Genomic DNA, 21,908 nt, shown 5'->3' with positions numbered 1-21,908 from the left:
AGGTGTACTTCCACGGCTATGAGTCTTGCGGAATTCGAGCCCCCAGAGCAGCAGGTCGCTCACTTTCCCGCCGAAGGACTGTCCGGAGAGGAGGTCCGGGAACGATTACGCGCACACCGTGCTGCGGACGTGGATTGGCGCAGCGGGCGCATCTGGAGTCTCGTCTACTCTGCAGGCCCAGAGCATGACGACGTTGTGCACGACGCTTATCGCGAGTTCGCGGCCGAAAACCTCCTCGGCCCCACCGCGTTTCCGAGTTTGGCCACGATGGAGAAACAGGTCGTGTGGATGCTCCTCGACCTGCTTGGCGCCGATCCGCGCACCAGCGGCGGCACGATGACCTCGGGCGGCACGGAGAGCATGATCCTCGCGGTGAAGGCGTACCGGGATCGGGCACGGGCCGAACGGCCCGAGATCACCGATCCGGAGATGGTGGTGCCGGTCACGGCACATCCGGCGTTCCTCAAAGCGGGGGAACTCCTGGGCGTGCGGCCGGTACCGGTGCCCGTGGACCACACCTTCCGCGCGGATCCTTCCGCGTTCGCCGCGGCCATCTCCGAATCGACCATCCTCGGCTGCGCCTCGGCCCCGTGCTTTCCGTACGGGGTGGTCGACCCGATCGAGGATCTGGGCGCCATCGCGGCCAGTTACGGAATCGGCTTGCACGTGGATGCCACGATCGGCGGCTTCGTGCTGCCGTTCGCTCGCGAACTGGGCTACGAGGTGCCCGCGTTCGACTTCGGTGTCCCGGGTGTCACCTCGATCAGCGCCGACATGCACAAGTACGGGTACGGCCCGAAGGGGTCATCCACCGTCTTGTACCGCGATCGAGAACTGCGCCGTTACCAGTTCTCCGCGTACACCTCGTGGCCGGGCGGGATCCTCGGATCGCCGACAATCCTCGGTACCCGGCCCGGTGGCGCGATCGCCGGCGCGTGGGCGGCGATCGTCTACGAGGGCAAGGCAGGATACCGGGCGATCTTTACCGAGGTCATGAAGGCGACCGATCGGCTGCACGAGGGCATCCGGGCCATTCCGGAGCTGTACGTCCTCGGTGATCCACCGGTGAGTGTCTTCGCGATCGCCTCCGAGCAGGTGGACATGATGGCCGTGGCGGATCGGCTGGAAAGCCGGGGATGGTGGATCGATCGCCAACGCGATCCGGACAGCATCCATCTCATCGTCAACCCCACACACGTTCCGGTGGTCGACGAGTTCCTCCGGGATCTCGGCTGGGCTGCGGGCGGAGCGCCTCCTGCGGGCTCGACCGATGGCGGCGCAGCGCTCTATGGCGTGAGCGCGCGCCTGGACGCGAGCACCGACGTCGAGGCTGCAGTGCTGGACCAGCTGGAAAGCCGGTACGATTCGTGACCGACGCCTCGCTGGTACCCGCCGTCCTCGACAGTTCAGGTGACACGCCGCGCGTACCGTGGCCGGTCATCGAAGCGTGCGGCATGCCCGAGATCGGGGCCCGGCTCGCCGGGTTGTCCGTTCGCATCGATCCAGGGTTGCAGCGCCCGTTCGCGCTGGACCGTTCCACGGTGATATTGCGGCCCGACGAGGCCGTCACGGTGACCGGTTCGGCGTTGGTGCTGCGCGAGGCCATCGAGCTCACCATCTCCGGTGCGGCGTCCGATCCGGGCTGGGAACGCCGAATCATCGCGCACGCCACCGCGCTGACGTTCGGGGTCACGACGCTGGCTCGGCACGACGAACCGGACGCGGTGGCCGCGTTTTCGCCCCTCGCGGATCAGGCATACGAGATTCTGGAACTTCACGACCGAGCCGATGCGGCGGCCAAATCCGAGGAGCTCGCCGAACGGATCGCCTCATATCTCGCGCGCCGGGACGGTTCGGAGCAGCCATGCCCGGCCGCGCAGATCACGCGGGTGGCGCGGGCGCTACCGTTCGCCATCCCGACGGAAGCGCTGATCGCGAGCGGCGGCGACAATCGCCAAGTGGTCGATTGGCACAGCGGCGTCAACGCGTACGGAGTCACGCCGAGTCCGACACCATGGACGTGCCTGTTCGGGTCCTGCACCGCGTCGTCACCTACGGCGCGATCGTTCGACGCGGCGGGGGAGCTGCGGTCCCGGTTGATCTCTGCGGCACTGCGGGACGAACTGGACGAGGTGGTGGCGGCACACAGTACGGTGATGCGTGACATCCTGCAGGCCGCGCTCGGGGTGACCGCGGACGTCGAGGTCGTCTTCACGCCATCTGGGACCGACGCGGAGCTGGTCGCGCTACTCGTCGCGCTCGCTCCAGGGGATCCCGTGCATGTGATCGTGGTCGGCCAGCACGAGATCGGCAGTGGTGGGCCGCATGCAGCGGCGGGTCGCCATTTCAGTGAGCGGTTGCCGTCCGGCGCCCCGGCGTGCGTGGGCAAGCCGATTCGAGGGCTCGACGGATCTCGCATCGTGACGTCCACCGTCGACCTGCGCGACGATGCCGGCGAGATGTTGACGGCGCACGAGCTGGAAGCCGCGGTTGAGGATGCCATCGCGGCGCGGGCCGATGGGTATCGCACCCTGGTGCACGTCGTCGAAGGGTCGAAGACCGGCATCCGCCTGCCCCGTCCCGAAACCGTGCGGCAGTGGCGGCAGCGCTACGGTGAGCGGCTCGACGTCGTGGTCGATGCCGCCCAGATGCGTGTCGATCAGCACACGGCGGTCGCTCACCTCGGTGACGGTCACATGGTGATCGTGACAGGTTCCAAGTTCTTCGGGGGACCGCCGTTCTCCGGAGCGGTCATTCTTCCGGCCGGCCTGACCACCAGGCTGAGCCAGGGCCGGGAGCTACCCCGAGGCATGGGTGACTACCTCGCCGCGGCGGACGTGCCGGTCTCGCTCGCCGACCTGCACGCCGTGACGCGCCCGGGACTCAACGCCGGTCTACTGTTGCGCTGGGAGGCGGCGCTGGCGGAGATCCGCTCGTTCCACAACGTCTCGCCCGAGATCCGGGACGAGGTGCTGCGCTTGCTGACCTCCGGTCTGCGGGACATCATCGAGCGAACACCGCAAATCGGTCTGGTGGAGAGCCCCTACACGACGATCCCCGATCCCGACCCGCGAGGCCTGGACGACCTGCCGACGATCTTCACTTTCCTCGCCTACGGCCCCGACGGGCACGCGCTGACGATGGAAGAAGCCAAATCGGCACAACGGTTGCTGGCACAGGACCTGCGCGGTCTCGGCGGATCCGACGATCCAGTATTGCGACGCACGTTCCAGATCGGGCAGCCGGTCAAGATACGTGCCCAGGGCGATACGTGGGTGGGCGGACTGCGGGTCGCCATCGGCGCCCCGACGGTTTCCGAGATCGTCTTCGATCACACCCGTGGACGTACCTGGACCGAACGCGTCGACCGCACCCTCGCCGACATCAGCGACGCGCTGCGCAAGCTGCTACTGGTCCTGCGGCACCTCGATCAGGCATCCGTCATGGAGCGGTAGGGCGTCTCCCGCACGATCGTCCAACGCGGCGAATACCGGTAGTGATCCACGATGGCGCCGGCGACCGCCTCTGCTCGCTCCTGGGTGAGCGCTTGGACCTGCCGTCGAAGCAAACTGTCCACGTGGGTGACGACGGCCCGTGGCTCGCTCTTCCCGTGGCCAGGACCGTCGGTGCCGGTGGGCGCGGTGATCTCGACGCCGCCGTACGCGAGGCCCGGTATCGCGGTGACCGCCGCCGCCGCGAGCTCACCGAGCGGCGCGCCGATCACGTCGGTCACGTCGACTGTATCGCCGGCTGACACGTCGGCTGTATCGCCGGCCGGGGAGTCGACCAGCTGCGCCGCAGCAACGACGGCACCATCGACCACGACGACGTGGAAACTGGTGCCGGCCACCTGCTCCTCGACGAGCACTGGTCCGCCCGTGCGTCCACCGGACGCCTCGACGGCGCGGTCCCATGCCTCGGCGAACGCGGACTCGTCGGCGACATCCCGGCTAACGCCCTCCTCGCCGCCGCGGCGCGCCGGCCGGACGGTGACAGGCCAGCCGAGACGGTTCGCATAGCGCAGCGCCCGCTTCGGATCGATGGTTGCGAACGTGGCCGCGTCGGGCACGGCGATGCCCCGGCTGCGCAGGATGGTGCGCTGCCCGTCGCGGTGCGTACCCAGGAGCCGGCCAGCCTCGCTGGCATCGGGACCGTTGAGCTCGTGGAACGGCAATGTCGCCGCGCCCAGGCGGACGAACACGAGCGCGCGGTCCCACCGCCGTACCTCGAAACCCCTGTGCCGGGCGGCGTCTTCGAGCAGGGCGGACGCCACATGCGGCGTGGCCGTGGCGGCGCTCATGCCCGTACCTCCGACACTTCGAAGCGGTCGTCCGGGTGGACATCGGTGACATGCGTGGTGGTTACCCGGTCGACCCGGCTGCGTTGCGACCCCATCATGGCACACGACGCCAGCAGGCTGGCGTCGTCGCTGGCGCCGGACACGAAAGCTGTGACGCTGCCGGAAGCACGGTTGTGGATCGAGCCGACAACACCCCGGGAGTGCGCGAGGCGGGCGAACCATTGCCGGTACCCGACTTTCTGCACCCGGCCTTCGACGTCGATCCGCAACGCCAGCCGCTCACGCGCGGGACCCGGATCTATGCCGGCCAGCACGCAGCTGCGCGCGACCAGGTCGCTGGAGACATCGCGTGCCGATCCGGCGAGTGGGAAGTGGTGAAAGGTCGTCGCGGGTTTGGCGTTCAGCTCGATGACGGCCGCCGCGTGATCATCCAGGCCGGCGAGGTGATCAGCCATCACGTCGACGCCGGCGTGATCGAGTCCGGGGACCGCGTGCACCGCCCGGACGGCCAGGTCGAGCAGGCTCGGGTGGGTCTCGTCGAGGACCTCGATACTCTCCCCACCTGTGGCGATATTCCCGGCGCTGCCCAGGCGCACCGCCGTGCCGGGCGCTGGAACGCTCTCCGGCGTCAGGCCTTGCCGGTCGAGCCAGTGCCGCGTGTCGGTGCCGAACCGCAACAGGCAGCCGCGGGTATGCGGATTCTCCAACCGGTCCCTGTTCTTCTGCACGACCAGCTCGGCGATGGTGGATGTCCCGTCGCCGATGACCGACGCTGGACGTTTCAGGACCACCGAGACGACCTGTCCGCCCACGACAAGCAGCCGGTAGTCGTCGCCGGGTACGTAGCTCTCGACGACGAACGGCTGGCCGCCGAACTTCGTCTCCGTCAACGTCGTGATCGCCTTGCGTACATCCGCCTCCTCGCGCAGGTCCGTGGATACCCCGGTACCGTGCAGACCCCGAGACGGCTTGACGACCACGTGCGTGCCCTGCGACACGATTGACATCGCGTACTGCACGGCAGCGTCGACCTCGTCCGGACCGAATGCGGCACCCTGCGGAACCGGTACGCCCGCGTCCCGCAAGACCTGGCGGGTCAGCTCTTTGTCGCCCGTAACCTGTTGCGCCGGGCGGGCGATCCACGCGGACATGTTCGGGCTGAAGAACAGCGGGGTGGCGAGGTCGGAATGGTCGGCAAGCACGATGCGGCGCGACAGCCGCACCGTGTCCAGACCACGGCGCAAGGCGGCCCGCTCGATCAGCGGAGTGGTAACCCGAATATCACCGTTGCCGCTCGCGAAGGGCAACAACGCGTCGATGTCGAACTCGTTGGCGGGACGTCCGGCGTAGGTGGGCCGTGGACGCCGGGACCGGGCCCCGTCGGCGGCCCGCGCGATGTACCCGACGCCAGACGCCCAATCGATACGGGCACCGAGGCCCGGACCGTCGCCGGGTACGGCATGGTGGTCACCGTCCGCGTATCCTACCGGCGGCTCGATGTCCGTCGTCGGGCTCACGGTGGACGGCATCACCGCGCAATAGTCGAGGCGTGGCAGCGCCGTGGCGAGCTCCATGACGGCCCGTGCCGTGATGCCCGGTAGATGCGATTCGGTGGACAAGCCGACTCGCACGTCGGGATGGTGCGTCTTCAGGTGCGCGGCGATCCGCAGCGCACCCGAGATCCCGCCAGCACGCTGGGGTGTCAGACCGACCGCGCGGATCCCGTGACCGGCGGCGGCGTCAGCGTCGTGCGCGTCCCCCACCTCGGCCATGAGCTCGATACCGGCCGCCTCCGCCGTCTCCTGCAACGCGGCGACCTCGAGATAGCTCTCGGCGCTCCAGACCGGCTGCACGATGAGCCGCCCCGGTAGCTCACCGGCTGCCATTCGAGCGGCCAGCGTGTCGACGAGCGCGAGCAGCTCCGATCGCTCGCACGCAGCGTCCAGTTCCAGCCAGAGCGGCGTGTGACCCGCCGTGGCGTTCGCCATGGCCAGGGCGATATCGAGCGCGGCCTGCCGATCCGGAAGATCGGTGAACTTGAGAACCGGTCCCGCCGGTCCGCCCGCCACGTGTTTCCGGAGCACGTCCTCGGGCTGGCGGGCGCTGAAGACCTGGCCGGTCGGCAGCGGCCCACGCCTTCCACCCAGGAAAGCGGCCATGGAGATCCCCTTGGCTTGCGCCGCGACGTCGGCGAGCGCGACATCGACGGCGGCAAGGACGGCGTGCTCTCCGGGGCTTCGTTCACCCGGGATCGATTCCCGCAAACCGTCCGCTATCTCCCCGAGTAGGGCCAGCGCCTTCGGGGGGTGAGCGGGGAGTGACGCCCCTTCCACCTGGTCGAGTGCGGACTGTACGACGTCCCAGTACGATCGCTGTTGGCCGAGTTCCGTAGCTCGACGGTGGACGCCAGCCGCGCCGACACCGCGCACGGTCCGCCCGCGCGCAGCGCCGTCGAGTTGGATCATGAGGTCGTACGCGTCGGAGCGCGCGGCGCGCGTCCCACGCGATGAAGGCACCCGGAATTCCAGAGCCGAGGCTCGCGTGATCGTGACGCTCTTCCGTAACACCCGCTTTACCTTACGTGAATGGTGAGGCGTCATCGGAAGGCGACGCGCTCACGTGGCGCGACCGGCGATTAAATCACGATACCAGTAGGCGGAGTCCTTCCACATTCGTTCACCGGTTTCATAGTTCACCCGGATGATCCCGAACCGCCGGTCGTATCCGTACGACCACTCGAAGTTGTCCATCAGCGACCACAAGAAGTAACCCCGCATGTCGGCCCCGGCGTCCCGGGCATCGGCCACCGCCGCGATGTGATCGCGCACGTAGTCCACCCGCCGGGCGTCGTGCACCGCGCCGTCGTCAGAGACGACGTCGTCGAACGCGGCACCGTTCTCCGTGATCATCAGCGGCAACTCGGGGTACTCGCGGTGCAGCCTAAGCAGCAGCTCGGTCATCCCGCTCGGATCGATGTCCCAGCCCATGGCCGTGTACGGGCCGGGTGGGCGGACGAACTCGATGTCGTCGGCCGCCACCCACGGCGACCCCGCGGCGTTGCCGTGGCCGTCGTTGGCGCTCGGGTCTCCGCTGCCGTCCCAGAGCCGAACCTGCTTGGTCGAGTAGTAGTTCACGCCGAGGATGTCCAGCGGCACGCATGCCATGTCGGTGTCCCCGTCGTGGACGAATGACCAGTCGGTGACGTGCGCGGTGTCGTCGAGCAGGTCCTGCGGATACGCGGCATCGAGCTGCGGGCCGAGGAAGGCCCGGTTCGCGATCGCGTCGATGCGGCGCACCGCCTCGACGTCGCTCTCACTGCCGGGATCGACCGGCCGCACGACGTGCAGGTTCAGCGTGACCGACAGCCGCGCCCCGGGCAGCTCGGCACGGATGGCGCGCCCGGCCAGGCCGTGCGCGAGATTGAGATGGTGCACCGCCGCCAGCGCCGACGCGGGCTCCGTGCGCCCCGGGGCGTGCACACCCGAGGCATAGCCCAGGTAGGCCGAGCACCACGGCTCGTTGAGGGTGGTCCAGGTGTGCACCCGGTCACCGAGAACGCGCGCCATGTGCTCGGCGTACTCCGCGAACCGGTAGGCGGTGTCGCGCGCCGGCCAACCGCCGGCATCTTCAAGCTCCTGGGGAAGGTCCCAGTGGTAGAGGGTGGCCACCGGCTGCACCCCGCGTTCGAGCAGGCCGTCGACGAGCCGCTCGTAGAAGTCCACGCCTTCCTGGTTGAGCGGGCCGATCCCGCTGGGCTGGACGCGTGGCCACGCGATGGAGAAGCGGTACGCGTCCAGACCGAGGTCGGCGATGTGCCCGAGGTCCTCGTTCAGGCGGTGGTAATGGTCGCAGGCGACGTCGCCGGTGTCACCGTTCAGCGTCTTGCCCGGTGTGTGGGAGAAGGTGTCCCAGATGGACGGCCCGCGCCCGCCTTCCTTGGCCGCGCCTTCGATCTGGTACGACGCGGTGGCCGAGCCCCAGATGAAATCATCCGGGAATCGGTCTCGAAGATTCGTGCTCATGGGCGCCTATCTCCTCACAGGTTCAGGGTCAGTTCGGTGCTGCCGGCGGGGGCCTCGACGACGGTGCCGGTGCCGGCAACGCCAGCTTGCCATGGCTTGGGAGCGTTCCCGAAATGCGCCGCGCGGATCGTGACGGTTGATCCGCGCCGCGTGATGGAAAACACAGTCTGCGCAGTGCCGGTCGAATCGGGAATGGTGAGCTCGGAGTCGTGGCCGTCGGAGAGCTCGTACAGCCACAACGTGACGCCGTCGGCGTAATCGTAATCCGGGCGGTCGTCGACGGCGCCGATAGGCAGCACCGTGTCGGGCCGCACGAGCAGCGGCAGGCTGTCGAACCCGTGCGTCTGGGTGAACCACCGCGGTCCCTGCACGGTCGAGCCGTCGAGCAACGACGTCCACGTCCCATCCGGCACGTAGTATGACACCTGGCCGGCCGCCGACATCACCGGAGCAACGAGCAGCCGATCACCGAGCATGTACTGCAATTCCACATGCGTCGTCGCGCGATCCTCCGGGAATTCCAGCACCATGGGCCGCATCATCGGTGTGCCGTGCTCGCCGACGTCACGCGCCGTTGCCGCGAGGTAGGGCATCAACCGCATCTTCAGCTTCGTGAACGCGCGCAGCACATCGGTCGCCTCGTCGTCGAACACCCACGGCACCCGGTAGGAGCCCGAGCCGTGCAGCCGGCTGTGCGACGACAAGAGGCCGAAGGCGCACCACCGCTTGAACACGGCCGGGTCCGGCGTGTTCTCGAACCCGCCGATGTCGTGGCTCCAGTAGCCGAATCCGGACATCGCCAGGGACAGCCCGCCGCGCAGCGATTCGGCCATCGAGGCGAACGTGGAATCGCAATCCCCGCCCCAATGCACCGGGAAGCGCTGGCCGCCCGCGGTGGCTGAGCGCGCGAACACGACCGCCTCGTCCGCGCCACGGTGCTCGCGCAGGAGCTCGAAGACCGTCTGGTTGTACAGGTGCGTGTAGTAGTTGTGCATCCGGTGCGGGTCGGAGCCGTCCTCCCAGATCACATCCGTGGGGATCCGCTCGCCGAAGTCGGTCTTGAACGTGTCGACCCCCATGTCCAGCAGGCGGCGCAGGTGGGAGGCGTACCAGTCACGCGCGGCCGGGTTGGTGAAGTCGACCAGCGCCATGCCGGCCTGCCAGTTGTCCCATTGCCAGACCGAGCCGTCCGGCCGCCGAACGAGATAGCCCTTGGCCTTGCCCTCCTCGAAGAGGTGCGAACGCTGCGCGATGTACGGGTTGATCCACAGGCAGATCCGCACGCCCCGATCCTTCAGGCGGTCGATCATGCCCTGGGGATCGGGGAAGGTACGCGGGTCCCACTCGAAATCGCACCAGTGGAACTCGCGCATCCAGAAGCAGTCGAAGTGAAAGACGCTCAGCGGGATGTCACGCTCGGCCATGCCGTCGACGAACGAGCTCACGGTGGCCTCGTCGTAGTCGGTGGTGAACGACGTCGACAGCCACAACCCGTGCGACCACGCGGGCACCGGGGCGGGCCGGCCGGTCAGTGCCGTGTAGCGGCGCAGGATGTCCTTCGGGGTGGGGCCGTAGATGACGAAATATTCCAGTTCCTGGTCCTCGACACTGAACTGGGTACGCGAGACGATCTCGGAAGCTACCTCGAAGGACACCAGCCCCGGATGGTTGACGAAGATCCCGTAGCCGGCATTGGTCAGGTAGAACGGGACGTTCTTGTAGGCCTGCTCGCTGGCCGTGCCGCCGTCGTTGTTCCAGATGTCCACCGACTGGCCGTTCTTCACGAACGGGCCGAATCGCTCGCCCAGCCCGTACACCGTGTCGCCCGGGTTCAGATCTAGCCGCTCGAGCGCGTAGTGAGAGCCGTCGGCAGTCGTCATGAAGCCCATGCCGGTGGAGCCGGACGACGTGAGTACCCGCTCGCCGGCGAGGAAGTCGACCCGCCAGCTGTCGCCGCGCCGCACCCGGACCGTGAGATCGCCACTGGTGAGCTCGGCCGCTCCGTCGTCCACCCGGACGTCCACGTCGGGAGAACCGGTCCCGGGAAGCTCGAAGTGGGGCGGACGCCGCAGGCCACCGGCGTGATGCGTCAGGCGCACGGAGATCACCCCGGGCATGGGCGACGAGAACCGTGTGGTCACCAGGGGGCGGTTGAGAGTGTCACCGCGGCGGGCGATGTGCCGGGTAGGGGCATAGACGGTGAATCCGGTATCGCCGGGCTCGACATCGTACGCCTCGGCCGGGTGTAGTGCCTGGACACCGGGGCGCATGCCCCAATAGCCGTCGGTGAACTTCAACGCGGGATCCTTTCGCTGCTTGTTCGGGTACTACTTGACCGCACCCGCGGTGATGCCGCGTGCGAGGGTGCGCTGGAAGATGAGGAAGAAGATGACCGCCGGAATCACGCCCAGCAGCGCGGCCGCGCTCGTGGTGGTGGCGTCCATCAGCCGCTCGCCCTCCAGGACACCCAGGGCGACCGGCACGGTCTGGCGATCATTGGAGATGAGGAAGATCAGCGGTATGAAGAACTCGTTCCAGGTCCAGATGAAGAAGAACACGAACAGCACCGAGAGCGTGGGCCGGCTGATCGGGAAGACGACCCGCCACAGGATCTGCCACTTCGAGGCACCGTCGAGCTTTGCCGCCTCGAGAAGCTCCTGCGGGAACGTACCGAAGACGGACGCCAGGAGGTACGTACCGAAGGCGCTCTGGATCACCGTGAAGATGATGATCACGGCGAGCTGCGTGTTGTAGAGCCCGACCTGGTTGGCCATCCAGTACAGCGGATACACCAGCGCCTCGTGCGGGAGCATGTTCGCGATGAGGAAGAGCACCACGATGCTCAGCCGCCCCTTCACCCGGCCGATACCGAGCGCGTAGGCGTTGAACAACGACACGACGACGCCGAGGACCGCCACCGAGCCGGCGATCATGAACGAGTTCCACAGCTTCCGGCCGAAGTTGACCTGGTTCCAGAAATCGATCATCCCCTCGACGTAGATCTCGGTGGGGAAGGCCAGCGGTCCCGCGTTCGAGTACTCCGTCGGCGACTTGAACGCGTTCAGCAGGATGATCGCGAACGGGAAGAGGACTACGGCCGCGCCAGCGATCAACAGGGCCAGCACGAGCCAGCGCATCGGGCCGCGCCGGTAACGGTCGCGCCTACCGGACGGGGCGGGCGTGCTGACGGGGGCGCGGGGTGCGGTGTCGGTCGCGCTCATCGGCCGCGCTCCTTGCGCTCACTCTTGGCCTGGAACCTGATGAAGATCACGCTCAGCACGATGATGATGAGCGTGAGGATGGTGGAGATGGCCGCGCCGTACCCGACGTCGGCCCGCTCGAAGAAGTTCTGGTAGGCGAAGTACGACGGCACGTTGGTGGCATCACCCGGCCCGCCCCGGGTGAGCACGAAGACCGGTCCGAAGACCTTCATCGCCGCGATGGTGCAGGTGAGGGCGACGACGAAGGTCTCCGGGCGGATCTGGGGGATGGTGATGGCCCGGAACCGGCGGAACCAGCCCGCGCCGTCGATCTCGGCCGCCTCGTACAGCTCGGGATCCACCCGCTGCAGCGCGGCCATGAAGATGACGACCGGGTAGCCGATCTGGACCCACACCATGATCGCCATCACGCTCGGCAGTGCCGTGCCCGGATCGCCCAGCCAGTTCTGGGTGACGTCACCCAGCCCCACCGCCTCGAGCAGGGTGTTGAGGGCGCCGTCCTGGGGACGCAAGATCCAGCCCATGACGATCCCGGCGATCGCCACGGGCAGGATCTGCGGCAGGTAATACAACGCCCGCAACGTGCTCGCGGTCCGGCCGCCGAACCGCTTGCCGATCACGTCGAACAGCACGGAGGCCAGCAACAGGCCGACCGCGGTGGGGACGACGACCATCGCGATGATCATCGCGACCGAGTTGCGGAACGACGCCCAGAACGTTTCGTCACCGAACAGCCGGACGTAGTTCTCCGTTCCGGTCCATTCGATGTCGCCGACACCGGGCCAGGAGGCGAAGCTCAGCCCGAGGTTCATCCCGAACGGGAGGATGATGACCGCGGCGAAGAGCAACCCTCCGGGCAGCAGGTAGAGCCAGTACCCCCGACTCGAGCTGCGGTCCGGCGTCCCGGTGCCGCTGGCCCTTGTAGCTGGTGGCTTGGTGAGTGTGGACATGGCGATACGAGGACCTGACTTCTAGTTCGTGATGTCCTCGACACCCGCGTCGTAGGCGACTTGCAGCTGCTCGAGGACCTCCTCCGGCGTCGCGTTCTGGTTGATCAGTTCCTGAAGCGCTCCCACGAGATCGTCGTAGAAGCCGGGGACCGGCCAGTCCGGGTAGTAAGCGAGACCGTCGCTTTCCGCGGCCTCCTCGAACAGGCTGATCAGCTCGAGGCTCTTGTCGTCGTCGATGTCATCCGGCTCGGCCGCGACCGGGACGCCACCGTTGTTGCCGAGCGTGGCCTGGATCTCCGGGCGCATGGTGATCTCGATGAACTCGTAGGCGAGCTCCTCGTTCTCCGCGGCCGTGGGAACGACCCAGAGGTTGCCGCTCGAGCCCGGGTGCAGGTCGGAGCCGGGGAACAGGGACACGCTCCAGTCGAAGCTCTCGATCTCGTCCACGAAGCGGCCGTACCACCACGACCCCGAGTACAGCATCGGGTAGTCACCGGCGATGAAGGACGTTCCCATGTCCTCGGCGGCCAGGCCGGCGGTCTCGTCGCCGATGTATCCGGCCTCGACCCACTCGCTGAACGTCTCGGCGCCGTACCGAAGCTCCGGGCCGGAGAAGTCCACCGGGTTCTCGTACAGCTGGTAGTCGTTGACGAACTGGCGGTCGGCCTGGGTGAGGGCGAGCTCGTAGAACAGCTGCCCCGCGGGGTACTCGGCCCCGGACATGGCCAGCGGTGTCACGCCGGCGTCGACGAACTCGTCCATGGCGGCCACGAGATCGTCGTAAGTCTCCGGTATCTCGATCCCGTGCTCGGCGAACAGGTCCTCGTTGTAGTAGACCATGACGAACTCGCCGTAGTTGGGAATCCCGTACCACGAGCCGGAGCCCATCACGCCGTTGTCGTCATAACGGGCCGTGGTCTGCACCGTCGGGGCGAGCTTCTCGTCCCAGCCGTACTCCTCCACGGCGTCGGAGATGTCGGTGAGCAACCCCTGGGAGGCGAGCAGGCCGGCGCTGGCGTTGCCCTTGTTGTACTCCATGATGTCCGGCGCCTCGTCGGTGTTGAGCACCATGTTGGCCGTCTGGCGGATCTGCTCGAAGGACTTCTCCTCGAACTCGACCGTCGCGCCGGTCTCGTCCTCGAAGATGTCGATCGCCTCGTCCCAGGCGATCCCCATCGCGCTGTTGTCGCCTTCGTAGTGCCAGAGCCGGAGGGTCTCGCCGGCGAAGGAATCCGCCTCGCCGGAACCGGTCTGCTCCCCGTCGTCACCGCCACAGGCGGCGAGGACGAGCGCGCCTGCGGCCAGGAGACCGATCGGTGCGAAGCGGGTTGAGATGAGCCGGGGTGGGGTGTGCATGGCCGTGTCACTCCTTCGTTCGGGGGGATGTCGTGGCCTGGATGTCGAGCCGGCAGGGAACGAGCTCGTGCAGCGTTGCGCTCTGCGAGCCTTCGATTCGCTCGATCAGCGAACGCACTCCTGACCGGCCGAGCTCCGTTCCGGGGGCGGCCATCGTGGTCAGGCGGGGATGGCTCAGCGCGGCGACCCGCGGCGACGACGCGATCGACAGCACCGAGACGTCCCGTGGCACTTGCCGGCCGTCGTCGGCGAGCTGGGCCATGGCGCCGAACGTGGCCGCGTCGTTCATGGTGATCAGCGCGGTGATGTCCGGGTGAGCGTGCCAGAGCTCGCTCACCACGGCGCGTCCCGCGTCGGCGGATTCGTCGCAGTGACGCGCGACGACGGGGAGGCCCCGTTCGGTCATGTGACGTTCGAACGCCTCCCCGGCACGCACGGTAGGTCCGTAACCGGCGTCGAGGCTCGCTTTGGAATGGCTGACGAACGCGATGCGCTCGTGGCCGAGCCCGATGAGGTGATCGAGCGCATCGCGCACGGTCGTGTCGAAGTCGATGTCGGCGTAATCGAGCCCTGCCGCGTCTGCCGTGCGCCCGATCAGGGTGAACGGCGTCTGGCTCTCGCGCAGGAGGTCGACTCTCGGATCGTCGAGGCGGACCTCCATCACCAGCACACCATCGGCGAGCTGCTGATGGATGAGATTGCGGGTCTCACCGACCTCGTCGTCGCCGATCGGCCACAACATCAGGTGGTAGCCCTCTTCGCGGGCGGTCTCCGCTGCCGAGGTGACGAACTCCAGCGCGGTGCCCGAAAGGCCCAGCTCGATGCCGGGAAAGAGCAAGGCGATGATGTGCGTGCGACGGCTGGCGAGGCTGCGCGCGATGGCGTTGGGCTGGTAGCCGAGCTCGTCCATGGCGGCGTGGATGCGGGCGCGGGTCTCCGGTGTGACGGGGCGGACACCGGTCAACGCGTACGAGACCGTGCTGACCGAGACGCCGGCAAGCTTCGCGACGTCGTTCATCGTGGCCATGCGAGGTCTCCTTCCACCGACATGTCGAAACGCATCGTCGAAGCGTTTCGACATCACCATAGAAACCTATGTTTCGTCCGCATGGCGGCGCGCGTCAATGAGAAAAGGGATTACGAATTGGTCTCGAATATCCCCTCCGAGGTAGATTTCTGCGACGGCGGTAGTTAGGCGGCGCAGCGCATGATCTGCATCACATCGGCGAGCCGAGGTGCAGATCGGGTAAGAAGTCAGGCAAAATCTCGGCTTCGGGCCGGGCACAACCACGGGCTCTCATGCGTTACGAAAGGGCACGACGGAACGTGGTGCCGCCTGGTGCCACCGACCCGTAGTGAGTGAACCGTTATACGCCCATCGAGGGGGTCACGCCCTATGGCAACCGATTACGACGCACCGCGCAAGTCCGAGGAGGAGATCTCCGAGGACTCGCTCGAGGACCTCAAGACCCGGCGGCTGGACTCGGCCTCGTCGGGCATCGTGGATGTCGACGAGGCCGAGATGGCCGAGTCCCTCGAACTTCCCGGTGCAGACCTGTCGAACGAAGAGCTCGCGGTACGGGTTCTGCCCCGGCAGGCCGACGAGTTCACGTGCGGCGAGTGCTTCCTGGTGCATCACCGCAGCCAGCTCGCCAAGGAAGACGGGGGGAAGCTCGTGTGCCGCGATTGCGCGGCCTAGCTGCTTCCCGCCGAGGTACGCGCCGCCCGCGCCGTCCCGATGGCTGCGGCAAAGCGATCGGGACGGCGACTCGACACCAGCCAGTACGGTGTCGGATCGTCGTCGCTCACGTGGATACGCACCACCGGATCGACGTATCCACGGATGACGCGGTAGGCCCGCGGGTCGAGCTCGGGCCCACGGGCCCAGCGTGCCGCGTCACCGGTGAGTACCTCGACGGTGCCCACGGCATCGAGCGGCAAGCGGGCACGGCCGGCGGCGACCACGTCGGCGGTGACCGTGAGGCGCGCGCGGCCGTAAAGGACGAGTACCGCCGCGCCGCACGCCAGCCCGGGCAGCGCCACCGGAAGCGATACCCGGGGACCGTAGGCGTGCTGGTAGATGAGCCAGATGGCGCCGGCCAACAGGACCAGCAACAACCACCAGCGCGCCGGGACGAAAAGCCGTTCCCGGTACAGAGGTTCGCCGGTGCCGGGTTCGCGAGTCATATCAAGGAGGGTGCCACGTCGCCCGGGCAATCACCACGGGTAGGGTCTGCGGGCGTGAACACCGCCATAACGCCACAGGTTGAGGTACTGGTCTCCCGGTTGGACCCGGAGATCCCGTTGCCGTCCTACGCACACGCCGGCGACGCCGGCGCGGACCTCGTGACCACCGAAGCGGTCACGATCGCTCCGGGTGAACGCGCTCTTGTCGGCACCGGGATCGCGATCGCGCTACCCGCGGGATACGCTGCGTTCGTCCACCCCCGCTCGGGGCTCGGGCATCGGCTGGGAGTGAGCATCGTCAATACACCCGGCACCGTCGACGCGGGGTATCGTGGCGAGATCAAGGTTGTGCTGGTCAACCACGATCTCCGCGAACCGGCGGTGTTCGAACGCGGCGACCGGATTGCCCAGCTGGTGGTCCAGCGCGTCGAGAGCGCCGTGTTTCACGAGGTCGAGCGGTTGCCCGGATCGGCACGCGGTGATGGTGGCTACGGATCGACAGGTCGTTGAGGGCAACGACACGAGGGAGTAGTTCAGGTGTTCCGACGCCGGCGACGAGATGATCGAGACGAAGGTTCCGAGACGGCCGAAGACGAGGAGACGGCTGCTGCATCCGAACCTGCGGACCCCGCCCGCGCGGACGGCCCGTTCGACGCTGCCGAGGTCGACATCGAGGAAGCACGCCGCACCCGGATCGATCTGGGCGGGTTGTTGATCAAGGGCGTCGAGGGCATGAAGATCCAGCTCCAGATGGACAAGCGCTCGGGGCGGGGCAGCAGCGCCCTGCTGGCCGTGGGCGACGCCGCCGTGCAACTCGTCGCGGTGGCCGCGCCACGCAGCTCGGGGATGTGGGAGCAGACCCGGCTGCAGATCGCGGAGGACGCCAAACGCCGCGGGGGAAACGTCCAGGAGGGCAGCGGCCCGTTCGGCACCGAGGTGCGCATGGTCGTGCCGGTTACCACCAAGGACGGCAAGCAGGGCCATCAACCGTCGCGAGTGTCGGGAATCGACGGCCCGCGCTGGATGCTGCGTGCGACCTTCCTCGGCAAGGCGATCAACGACGCCACGGCCTTCCAGAACCTGGTGGACGTGGTTCGCCAGGTCGTCGTCGTCCGCGGGGAAGGACCGATGCCACCCGGCGAGGTGATCACGCTCACCCCGCCGGCCCGGCGCGAAGCAAGTGACGAGGTCGCCACCGTCACCGATTCCGACGCGGCATCCGATGCCGAGGCGGCGGCTCCATCGGTGGCCGGCGCCGCGAGCGATGACGACGTCGACGATCCGGAGCAGGAACGATGAGCGCGCCCGGGCGCGCCGGCTGGTTCAACGCGATCACCTCGGACGAACGCTTCCGCCCGGCCGACGCCCTGACACCGGCAGCCCTGCTCGATGCGGGGCTGCCGCTGGCACTGTTCACGGTGATCTACACGGTCGGCGGGCACAACCTCACCGTGTCGCTGTGGGTAGCCCTGGCTGCCGGGGCGGTGCTGGCGGTGATCCGGCTGGTGCGGCGGGATCAGCTGCAAAACGTCATCGCCGGGTTCCTGGTGCTCGGGGTGGGCGTGTTCGTGTCCAGCCGGACCGGACGGGCCGAGGACGTCTTCCTGCCCGGCCTGTTGATCAACGTCGGCTATGGCTTCGCCTATCTCGTTTCCATCCTGATCCGCTGGCCGATCATCGGCGTGCTGGTCGGGTTCATCACCGGCCAGGGCACGGCCTGGCGCCGCGACCGCCGCATGATGCGGGCGTACACGAACGCGAGCCTGCTGTGGGTGGCGATGTTCGCAGTCCGGCTCGCCGTCCAGGCGCCCCTGTACTTCGCCGGCGAGTCGCAACTGGGCTGGCTGGCCACCGCGCGGCTGCTGATGAGCTGGCCGCTGTTCTTGATCGTCGTCTACCTGACATACCTGGTGGTCCGTCCGGCGTACCACGCGTACCAGGCGCGTGAAGCGGGCGACGAGCCGCACGAACTCGAGGAGTCGCAAGAACTCGACGAGCGCGAGCAGGACGAGCCGTCAGGCTGAATCCTTGGGGGAGAGCAGATCCTCCAGGAAGCGCTCGCGTTCCGGCGCCGCGACGAACAGCAGCTCGTCGCCGGCTTCGAGCCGCATGTCGGCACCGGGGTCGTGCACGTGACGGCCCCGGATGATCGCCACGAGCGCGGTGTCCTCGGGCCAGCTGACCTCGCCGACGGCGGTTCCGGAGATCGGGGAGTCCGGTGGCAGCGTCAGCTCGACGAGGTTGGCCTCGCCCTGGCGGAAGGTGAACAGGCGGACCAGGTCGCCCACGCTGACGGCCTCTTCGACCAGCGCGGACATGATCCGCGGCGTGGACACCGACACGTCGACGCCCCACCCCTCGGTGAACAGCCACTCGTTGTCCGGCTGGTTGACCCGCGCGACCACTCGCGGCACTCCGAACTCCGTCTTGGCCAGCAGCGACACGACGAGATTCACCTTGTCGTCCCCGCTGGCGGCGATAGTCACGTGGCAACGCTCAAGCGCTGCCTCTTCCAGCGTGGACATCTCGCACGCGTCGGCGAGCAACCATTCGGCCTGGGGCACCGACGCCGCCTTGATCGCTGCCGGGTCCCGATCGATCAGCAGCACCTCGTGCCCGTTGGCCAGCAGCTCAGTGGCGATCGAACGCCCCACGTTGCCGGCACCGGCGATGGCGACCCGCATCACTGCCTGCCCTCCGCGTCGCCCGCGAGTGTACGCGCCAGCCCTTCCGATTTGGCCGGATCCATCATGGCGTACACGCGGTCGTCGTGCTCGATGACGGTCTCGCTCGTGGGAATCATGCCGCGGCCGGACCGGGCGAGAAACGCGACGCGGCAGCCGCTGGAGCGCTCCAGCTCGGCCACGGACGTGCCGGCCCACGCCGGACTGGCGGGAATCTGTGCCAGCTGCACCGCGCCGGACGGGTCGGACCATTCCGGGATGATGTCGTCCGGCAGCAGGCGATGCAGCACCTGATCGGCGGCCCACCGCACGGTGGCGACCGTCGGGATGCCCAGCCGCTCGTACACCTCGGCACGCCCGGGGTCGTAGATGCGGGCGACGACGTTATCGACGCCGAAGGTCTCGCGCGCCACCCGTGCCGAGATGACGTTCGAATTGTCGCCGCTGCTGACGGCAGCGAAGGCGCTGGCTTCACCGATACCGGCCGCCTGCAAGACGTCGCGGTCGAAGCCGATGCCGGTGATCGTCGCACCTTCGAAACCGGGGCGAAGCCGGCGAAACGCATCGGAATCCCGGTCGATCACGGCGACCGTGTGCCCGCGAGCTTGCATACTGTGCGCGAGGGTGGACCCCACCCGGCCACACCCCATGATCACGACGTGCACGCGACTCCCTTGTCCCCTGACACAATGGCTTTCCTACCATAGCCGTTGTGCCTGCCGCTGTGGAGATCATCGTCGACGTGACCGGAGTGGGTCACGGCGGCTTCGGTATCGCCCGTCACGACGGCCGTGTCGTCTTCGTGCGACACGCCCTGCCGGGTGAACGGGTTCGCGCCCACGTCACCGAGGGCACGGAGGACTCGCGGTACTGGCGGGCGGACGCGGTGGAGATCCTGACACCCTCGGCGGACCGGGTCGAGCCGCCGTGCCCGTATGCCGGCCCGGGCAAGTGCGGCGGGTGCGACTGGCAGCATGCGAGCCTCCCCGCGCAGCGGCGGCTGAAGGCGGACGTGATCGCCGAGCAGCTGTGGCGACTCGCGGGGATCGAGTGGGACGTCGAGGTCGAGCCGGTGCCGGACGAGCACGACGGGCTGGGCTGGCGTACCCGGATGACGTACGCGGTCGACGAGGAGGACCGTGCCGGGCTCCGCAGGCACCGTTCCCACGATGTCGTCCCCATCGACGAGTGCGCGATCGCCCACCCCGGAATCCGGTCGTTGCAGATCGAACAGCGGCCGTGGCCGGGCATGGAGTCCGTGCAAGCGGCCGTGTCCGGCACGGGGGAGCGGTTGGTGATCGCCGAACCCGGGCAGCGCGACGTCGACGTCCCCGAGCTGCCTGCCGACGTGTCCGTCGCGATGACGGACGAGCACGGCAAGATCCGCACCGTCGAGGGGCACGCCGAGCTGACCGAGACCGCCTGGGGCCGAACGTGGCAGGTGAGCGCCGGGGGCTTCTGGCAGGTGCATCCCGGCGCGGCCGATCTGCTCGGCGAGGCCGTGGCGCAGGCCGTGCGTCCCCGCCCGGGCGAGCGCGCCCTCGACCTCTACAGCGGGGCCGGCCTGTTCGCCGCCGTGCTCGCCGACGGCGTGGGGCACGACGGCTCGGTGGTGGCGATCGAAGGTGATCGGCGCGCCGCCGCCGACGCCCGGAACAACCTCGCCGATCTCGAACAGGTGACATTTCGCACGGGACCGGTGGACCGGGTGCTGGGCAAGGAGGACGAGCTTGGCGCCGACGTCGTCGTACTGGACCCGCCCAGGGCCGGCGCCAAGCTGAACGTCGTCCACGAGATCGCGCGCCGGCACCCGCGCGCGATCGCCTACGTGGCATGCGATCCCGCGGCGCTCGGGCGAGACCTGGCGACGTTCGCCACCGCCGGCTATCGCCTGTCCGGGTTGCGCGCCTTCGACCTGTTTCCCATGACCCACCATGTCGAGTGCGTGGCGACGATAGTGCCGGCGGACGAGCCGGCGACGTGAAAGGCTTGACACCATGCAACTACGGATCTTCACCGAACCCCAGCAAGGCGCCACCTACGAGGACCAGCTCCGGGTGGCACAAGCCACCGAACGCCTGGGGTTCGACGCCTTCTTCCGCTCCGACCACTTCCTGGCGATGGGCGACACCCGAGGGCTGCCCGGGCCGACCGACGCCTGGCTGACACTCGCCGCGCTGGCCCGGGAGACCACCCGGATTCGGCTGGGAACGCTGGTGACGGCGGCGACGTTCCGCTATCCGGGGATGCTGGCCGTCCAGGCTGCGCAGGTGGACCACATGTCGGGTGGACGCCTGGAAGTCGGGCTGGGAGCCGGCTGGTACGCGGCCGAGCACGCCGCCTACGGGGTGCCCTTCCCACCACGGCGGTTCGAGCTGCTCGAAGAACAGCTCAAGATCATCACTGGTATGTGGGAGACGCCGGTGGGAGGGCGCTTCGACTTCGGCGGTGACTACTACACGGTCGCCAATTCGCCCGCCCTGCCCAAACCGGTGCAGGACCCGCTGCCGCTGATCATCGGCGGTCACGGGCCCAAGCGCACGCCGGTGCTCGTCGCCCGGTACGCGACGGAATACAACGCGCCGTTCCCGCCCAAGGACGAGATCGGTGACCGGTTCGCCCGCGTCCGCAAGGTGTGTGACGACGGCGGCCGCGACCCCGGGGAAATGGCGTACTCGGTCGCGCTCGTGCTGGCGTGCGGCCAGAACGAAGCCGAGTTCGAGCGCCGCGCGGCGGCCATCGGCCGCGAACCCGCAGAGCTGCGGCAGAACGGTATCGCGGGCACGACACAGGAGGTCGTCGACGAGCTCGGCAGGCTGCGCGACCTCGGTGCCGACCGGGTATACCTGCAGGTCCTCGACCTCTCCGACCTGGAACACCTGGAGCTCGTCGCCAGCGAGGTCGCCCCGCACGTTACCTGAGCCGTGCCTGCCCCCGCGCCGTCCCGCGCGGCCCGGCCCTGCCCACCGTCGCCGCTGGACCCCGGCACCGCCCGCCGACTCGCGCGGCCCGGCCCTGCCCGTCGTCCCGCATCTTCTTGGGTCTGCGGAACGCACAGAGCCAGATTTAGGCCGCTGGGCGTTCCGCAGACCCAAGAAGTAGGTGCTGTGTGGGATGGGATGTCGGCTAGGGCATGTCTGACAAATGTGCGGTCCAAGCGATCACTGCGTTGAGCACGACAGCAGCCC

The 21,908-nt window shown here is 68.1% G+C and carries 19 protein-coding genes; 8 read left to right on the top strand and 11 right to left on the bottom strand.

Annotated elements, in window-relative coordinates; genetic code table 11:
- The first annotated feature begins 18 nt into the window (after positions 1 to 18).
- Together DPM12_RS18195 and DPM12_RS18190 are read left to right on the top strand one after the other, a co-directional pair.
- A complete protein-coding gene (locus DPM12_RS18195) occupies positions 19 to 1,371 on the top strand; it encodes a pyridoxal phosphate-dependent decarboxylase family protein (RefSeq protein ID WP_112259780.1) in 1,353 nt (450 codons plus the stop codon).
- On the top strand, positions 1,368 to 3,455 hold the full coding sequence (locus DPM12_RS18190; RefSeq protein WP_112259779.1) for a PLP-dependent aminotransferase family protein: 2,088 nt from the start codon (positions 1,368 to 1,370) through the stop codon (positions 3,453 to 3,455). Before DPM12_RS18195 ends, DPM12_RS18190 begins: the two co-directional genes overlap by 4 nt.
- Here the strand turns inward: DPM12_RS18190 and DPM12_RS18185 are convergent.
- From DPM12_RS18185 to DPM12_RS18150, 8 genes are read right to left on the bottom strand one after another with little or no spacing between them, the layout of a single operon-like run.
- Positions 3,431 to 4,300, bottom strand: coding sequence for an ATP-binding protein (locus DPM12_RS18185; RefSeq protein WP_112259778.1), 870 nt, complete (start codon positions 4,298 to 4,300; stop codon positions 3,431 to 3,433). The genes DPM12_RS18190 and DPM12_RS18185 overlap by 25 nt on opposite strands.
- Positions 4,297 to 6,867, bottom strand: a complete 2,571-nt coding sequence (locus tag DPM12_RS18180) for an acylphosphatase (protein WP_158542942.1) — start codon at positions 6,865 to 6,867, stop codon at positions 4,297 to 4,299. The genes DPM12_RS18185 and DPM12_RS18180 overlap by 4 nt, the downstream gene beginning before the upstream one ends.
- A 48-nt stretch (positions 6,868 to 6,915) precedes the next feature.
- Positions 6,916 to 8,322 (bottom strand): GH1 family beta-glucosidase, encoded by a 1,407-nt coding sequence (locus DPM12_RS18175; RefSeq protein WP_112259776.1) that lies wholly within the window; start codon positions 8,320 to 8,322, stop codon positions 6,916 to 6,918.
- A gap of 14 nt (positions 8,323 to 8,336) precedes the next feature.
- Positions 8,337 to 10,619, bottom strand: a complete 2,283-nt coding sequence (gene yicI, locus DPM12_RS18170) for an alpha-xylosidase (RefSeq protein ID WP_112259775.1) — start codon at positions 10,617 to 10,619, stop codon at positions 8,337 to 8,339.
- A gap of 30 nt (positions 10,620 to 10,649) precedes the next feature.
- On the bottom strand, positions 10,650 to 11,543 hold the full coding sequence (locus DPM12_RS18165; protein ID WP_112259774.1) for a carbohydrate ABC transporter permease: 894 nt from the start codon (positions 11,541 to 11,543) through the stop codon (positions 10,650 to 10,652).
- The gene (locus tag DPM12_RS18160) at positions 11,540 to 12,493 is read right to left on the bottom strand and encodes a carbohydrate ABC transporter permease (protein ID WP_112259773.1); all 954 of its coding nucleotides are present in this window, start codon (positions 12,491 to 12,493) and stop codon (positions 11,540 to 11,542) included. Before DPM12_RS18160 ends, DPM12_RS18165 begins: the two co-directional genes overlap by 4 nt.
- Positions 12,494 to 12,514: 21 nt before the next feature.
- The gene (locus DPM12_RS18155; RefSeq protein ID WP_112259772.1) at positions 12,515 to 13,849 is read right to left on the bottom strand and encodes an extracellular solute-binding protein; all 1,335 of its coding nucleotides are present in this window, start codon (positions 13,847 to 13,849) and stop codon (positions 12,515 to 12,517) included.
- Between the two features lie 7 nt (positions 13,850 to 13,856).
- Positions 13,857 to 14,876, bottom strand: a complete 1,020-nt coding sequence (locus tag DPM12_RS18150; RefSeq protein WP_112259771.1) for a LacI family DNA-binding transcriptional regulator — start codon at positions 14,874 to 14,876, stop codon at positions 13,857 to 13,859.
- A gap of 369 nt (positions 14,877 to 15,245) precedes the next feature.
- On the opposite strand from DPM12_RS18150, the gene DPM12_RS18145 reads away from it, so the two are divergent.
- Entirely contained in the window at positions 15,246 to 15,548 is a 303-nt protein-coding gene (locus DPM12_RS18145) for a DUF4193 domain-containing protein (protein ID WP_112259770.1), read from the top strand.
- On the opposite strand, the gene DPM12_RS18140 is transcribed toward DPM12_RS18145, so the two are convergent.
- Entirely contained in the window at positions 15,545 to 16,036 is a 492-nt protein-coding gene (locus DPM12_RS18140) for a DUF3093 domain-containing protein (RefSeq protein WP_112259769.1), read from the bottom strand. The genes DPM12_RS18145 and DPM12_RS18140 overlap by 4 nt on opposite strands.
- A 54-nt stretch (positions 16,037 to 16,090) precedes the next feature.
- On the opposite strand from DPM12_RS18140, the gene dut reads away from it, so the two are divergent.
- From dut to DPM12_RS18125, 3 genes are read left to right on the top strand one after another with little or no spacing between them, the layout of a single operon-like run.
- The gene (dut, locus tag DPM12_RS18135) at positions 16,091 to 16,546 is read left to right on the top strand and encodes a dUTP diphosphatase (protein ID WP_211659114.1); all 456 of its coding nucleotides are present in this window, start codon (positions 16,091 to 16,093) and stop codon (positions 16,544 to 16,546) included.
- A 27-nt stretch (positions 16,547 to 16,573) separates the two neighbouring features.
- Entirely contained in the window at positions 16,574 to 17,335 is a 762-nt protein-coding gene (locus DPM12_RS18130) for a DUF3710 domain-containing protein (RefSeq protein WP_112259768.1), read from the top strand.
- The gene (locus DPM12_RS18125; protein ID WP_112259767.1) at positions 17,332 to 18,060 is read left to right on the top strand and encodes a DUF3159 domain-containing protein; all 729 of its coding nucleotides are present in this window, start codon (positions 17,332 to 17,334) and stop codon (positions 18,058 to 18,060) included. Before DPM12_RS18130 ends, DPM12_RS18125 begins: the two co-directional genes overlap by 4 nt.
- On the opposite strand, the gene DPM12_RS18120 is transcribed toward DPM12_RS18125, so the two are convergent.
- Together DPM12_RS18120 and DPM12_RS18115 are read right to left on the bottom strand one after the other, a co-directional pair.
- A complete protein-coding gene (locus tag DPM12_RS18120; protein WP_112259766.1) occupies positions 18,052 to 18,720 on the bottom strand; it encodes a potassium channel family protein in 669 nt (222 codons plus the stop codon). The genes DPM12_RS18125 and DPM12_RS18120 overlap by 9 nt on opposite strands.
- Positions 18,720 to 19,385 (bottom strand): potassium channel family protein, encoded by a 666-nt coding sequence (locus DPM12_RS18115; RefSeq protein WP_112259765.1) that lies wholly within the window; start codon positions 19,383 to 19,385, stop codon positions 18,720 to 18,722. The genes DPM12_RS18120 and DPM12_RS18115 overlap by 1 nt, the downstream gene beginning before the upstream one ends.
- A 47-nt stretch (positions 19,386 to 19,432) precedes the next feature.
- Here DPM12_RS18115 and DPM12_RS18110 point away from each other — a divergent pair, with 47 nt between their 5' ends.
- Together DPM12_RS18110 and DPM12_RS18105 are read left to right on the top strand one after the other, a co-directional pair.
- Positions 19,433 to 20,704, top strand: a complete 1,272-nt coding sequence (locus DPM12_RS18110; protein ID WP_211659113.1) for a class I SAM-dependent RNA methyltransferase — start codon at positions 19,433 to 19,435, stop codon at positions 20,702 to 20,704.
- A 13-nt stretch (positions 20,705 to 20,717) separates the two neighbouring features.
- On the top strand, positions 20,718 to 21,641 hold the full coding sequence (locus tag DPM12_RS18105) for an LLM class F420-dependent oxidoreductase (RefSeq protein WP_112259763.1): 924 nt from the start codon (positions 20,718 to 20,720) through the stop codon (positions 21,639 to 21,641).
- The last annotated feature ends 267 nt before the right edge of the window (positions 21,642 to 21,908 follow it).

Source organism: Phytoactinopolyspora halophila, from assembly GCF_003287285.1.
Taxonomy (GTDB): Bacteria; Actinomycetota; Actinomycetes; order Jiangellales; family Jiangellaceae; genus Phytoactinopolyspora_A; species Phytoactinopolyspora_A halophila.
Note: the sequence above shows the minus strand (reverse complement) of the source record. Positions and strands in the feature narration are given on the sequence as shown.

Bases quoted from the DNA above. Each gene is read 5' to 3' on its own strand.
- DPM12_RS18195 (WP_112259780.1), top strand. From the start codon at position 19: ATGAGTCTTGCGGAATTCGAGCCCCCAGAGCAGCAGGTCGCTCACTTT.
- DPM12_RS18185 (WP_112259778.1), bottom strand. From the start codon at position 4,300: ATGAGCGCCGCCACGGCCACGCCGCATGTGGCGTCCGCCCTGCTCGAA.
- DPM12_RS18175 (WP_112259776.1), bottom strand. From the start codon at position 8,322: ATGAGCACGAATCTTCGAGACCGATTCCCGGATGATTTCATCTGGGGC.
- DPM12_RS18165 (WP_112259774.1), bottom strand. From the start codon at position 11,543: ATGAGCGCGACCGACACCGCACCCCGCGCCCCCGTCAGCACGCCCGCC.
- DPM12_RS18160 (WP_112259773.1), bottom strand. From the start codon at position 12,493: ATGTCCACACTCACCAAGCCACCAGCTACAAGGGCCAGCGGCACCGGG.
- DPM12_RS18155 (WP_112259772.1), bottom strand. From the start codon at position 13,849: ATGCACACCCCACCCCGGCTCATCTCAACCCGCTTCGCACCGATCGGT.
- DPM12_RS18150 (WP_112259771.1), bottom strand. From the start codon at position 14,876: ATGGCCACGATGAACGACGTCGCGAAGCTTGCCGGCGTCTCGGTCAGC.
- DPM12_RS18145 (WP_112259770.1), top strand. From the start codon at position 15,246: ATGGCAACCGATTACGACGCACCGCGCAAGTCCGAGGAGGAGATCTCC.
- DPM12_RS18140 (WP_112259769.1), bottom strand. From the start codon at position 16,036: ATGACTCGCGAACCCGGCACCGGCGAACCTCTGTACCGGGAACGGCTT.
- DPM12_RS18125 (WP_112259767.1), top strand. From the start codon at position 17,332: ATGAGCGCGCCCGGGCGCGCCGGCTGGTTCAACGCGATCACCTCGGAC.
- DPM12_RS18120 (WP_112259766.1), bottom strand. From the start codon at position 18,720: ATGCGGGTCGCCATCGCCGGTGCCGGCAACGTGGGGCGTTCGATCGCC.
- DPM12_RS18105 (WP_112259763.1), top strand. From the start codon at position 20,718: ATGCAACTACGGATCTTCACCGAACCCCAGCAAGGCGCCACCTACGAG.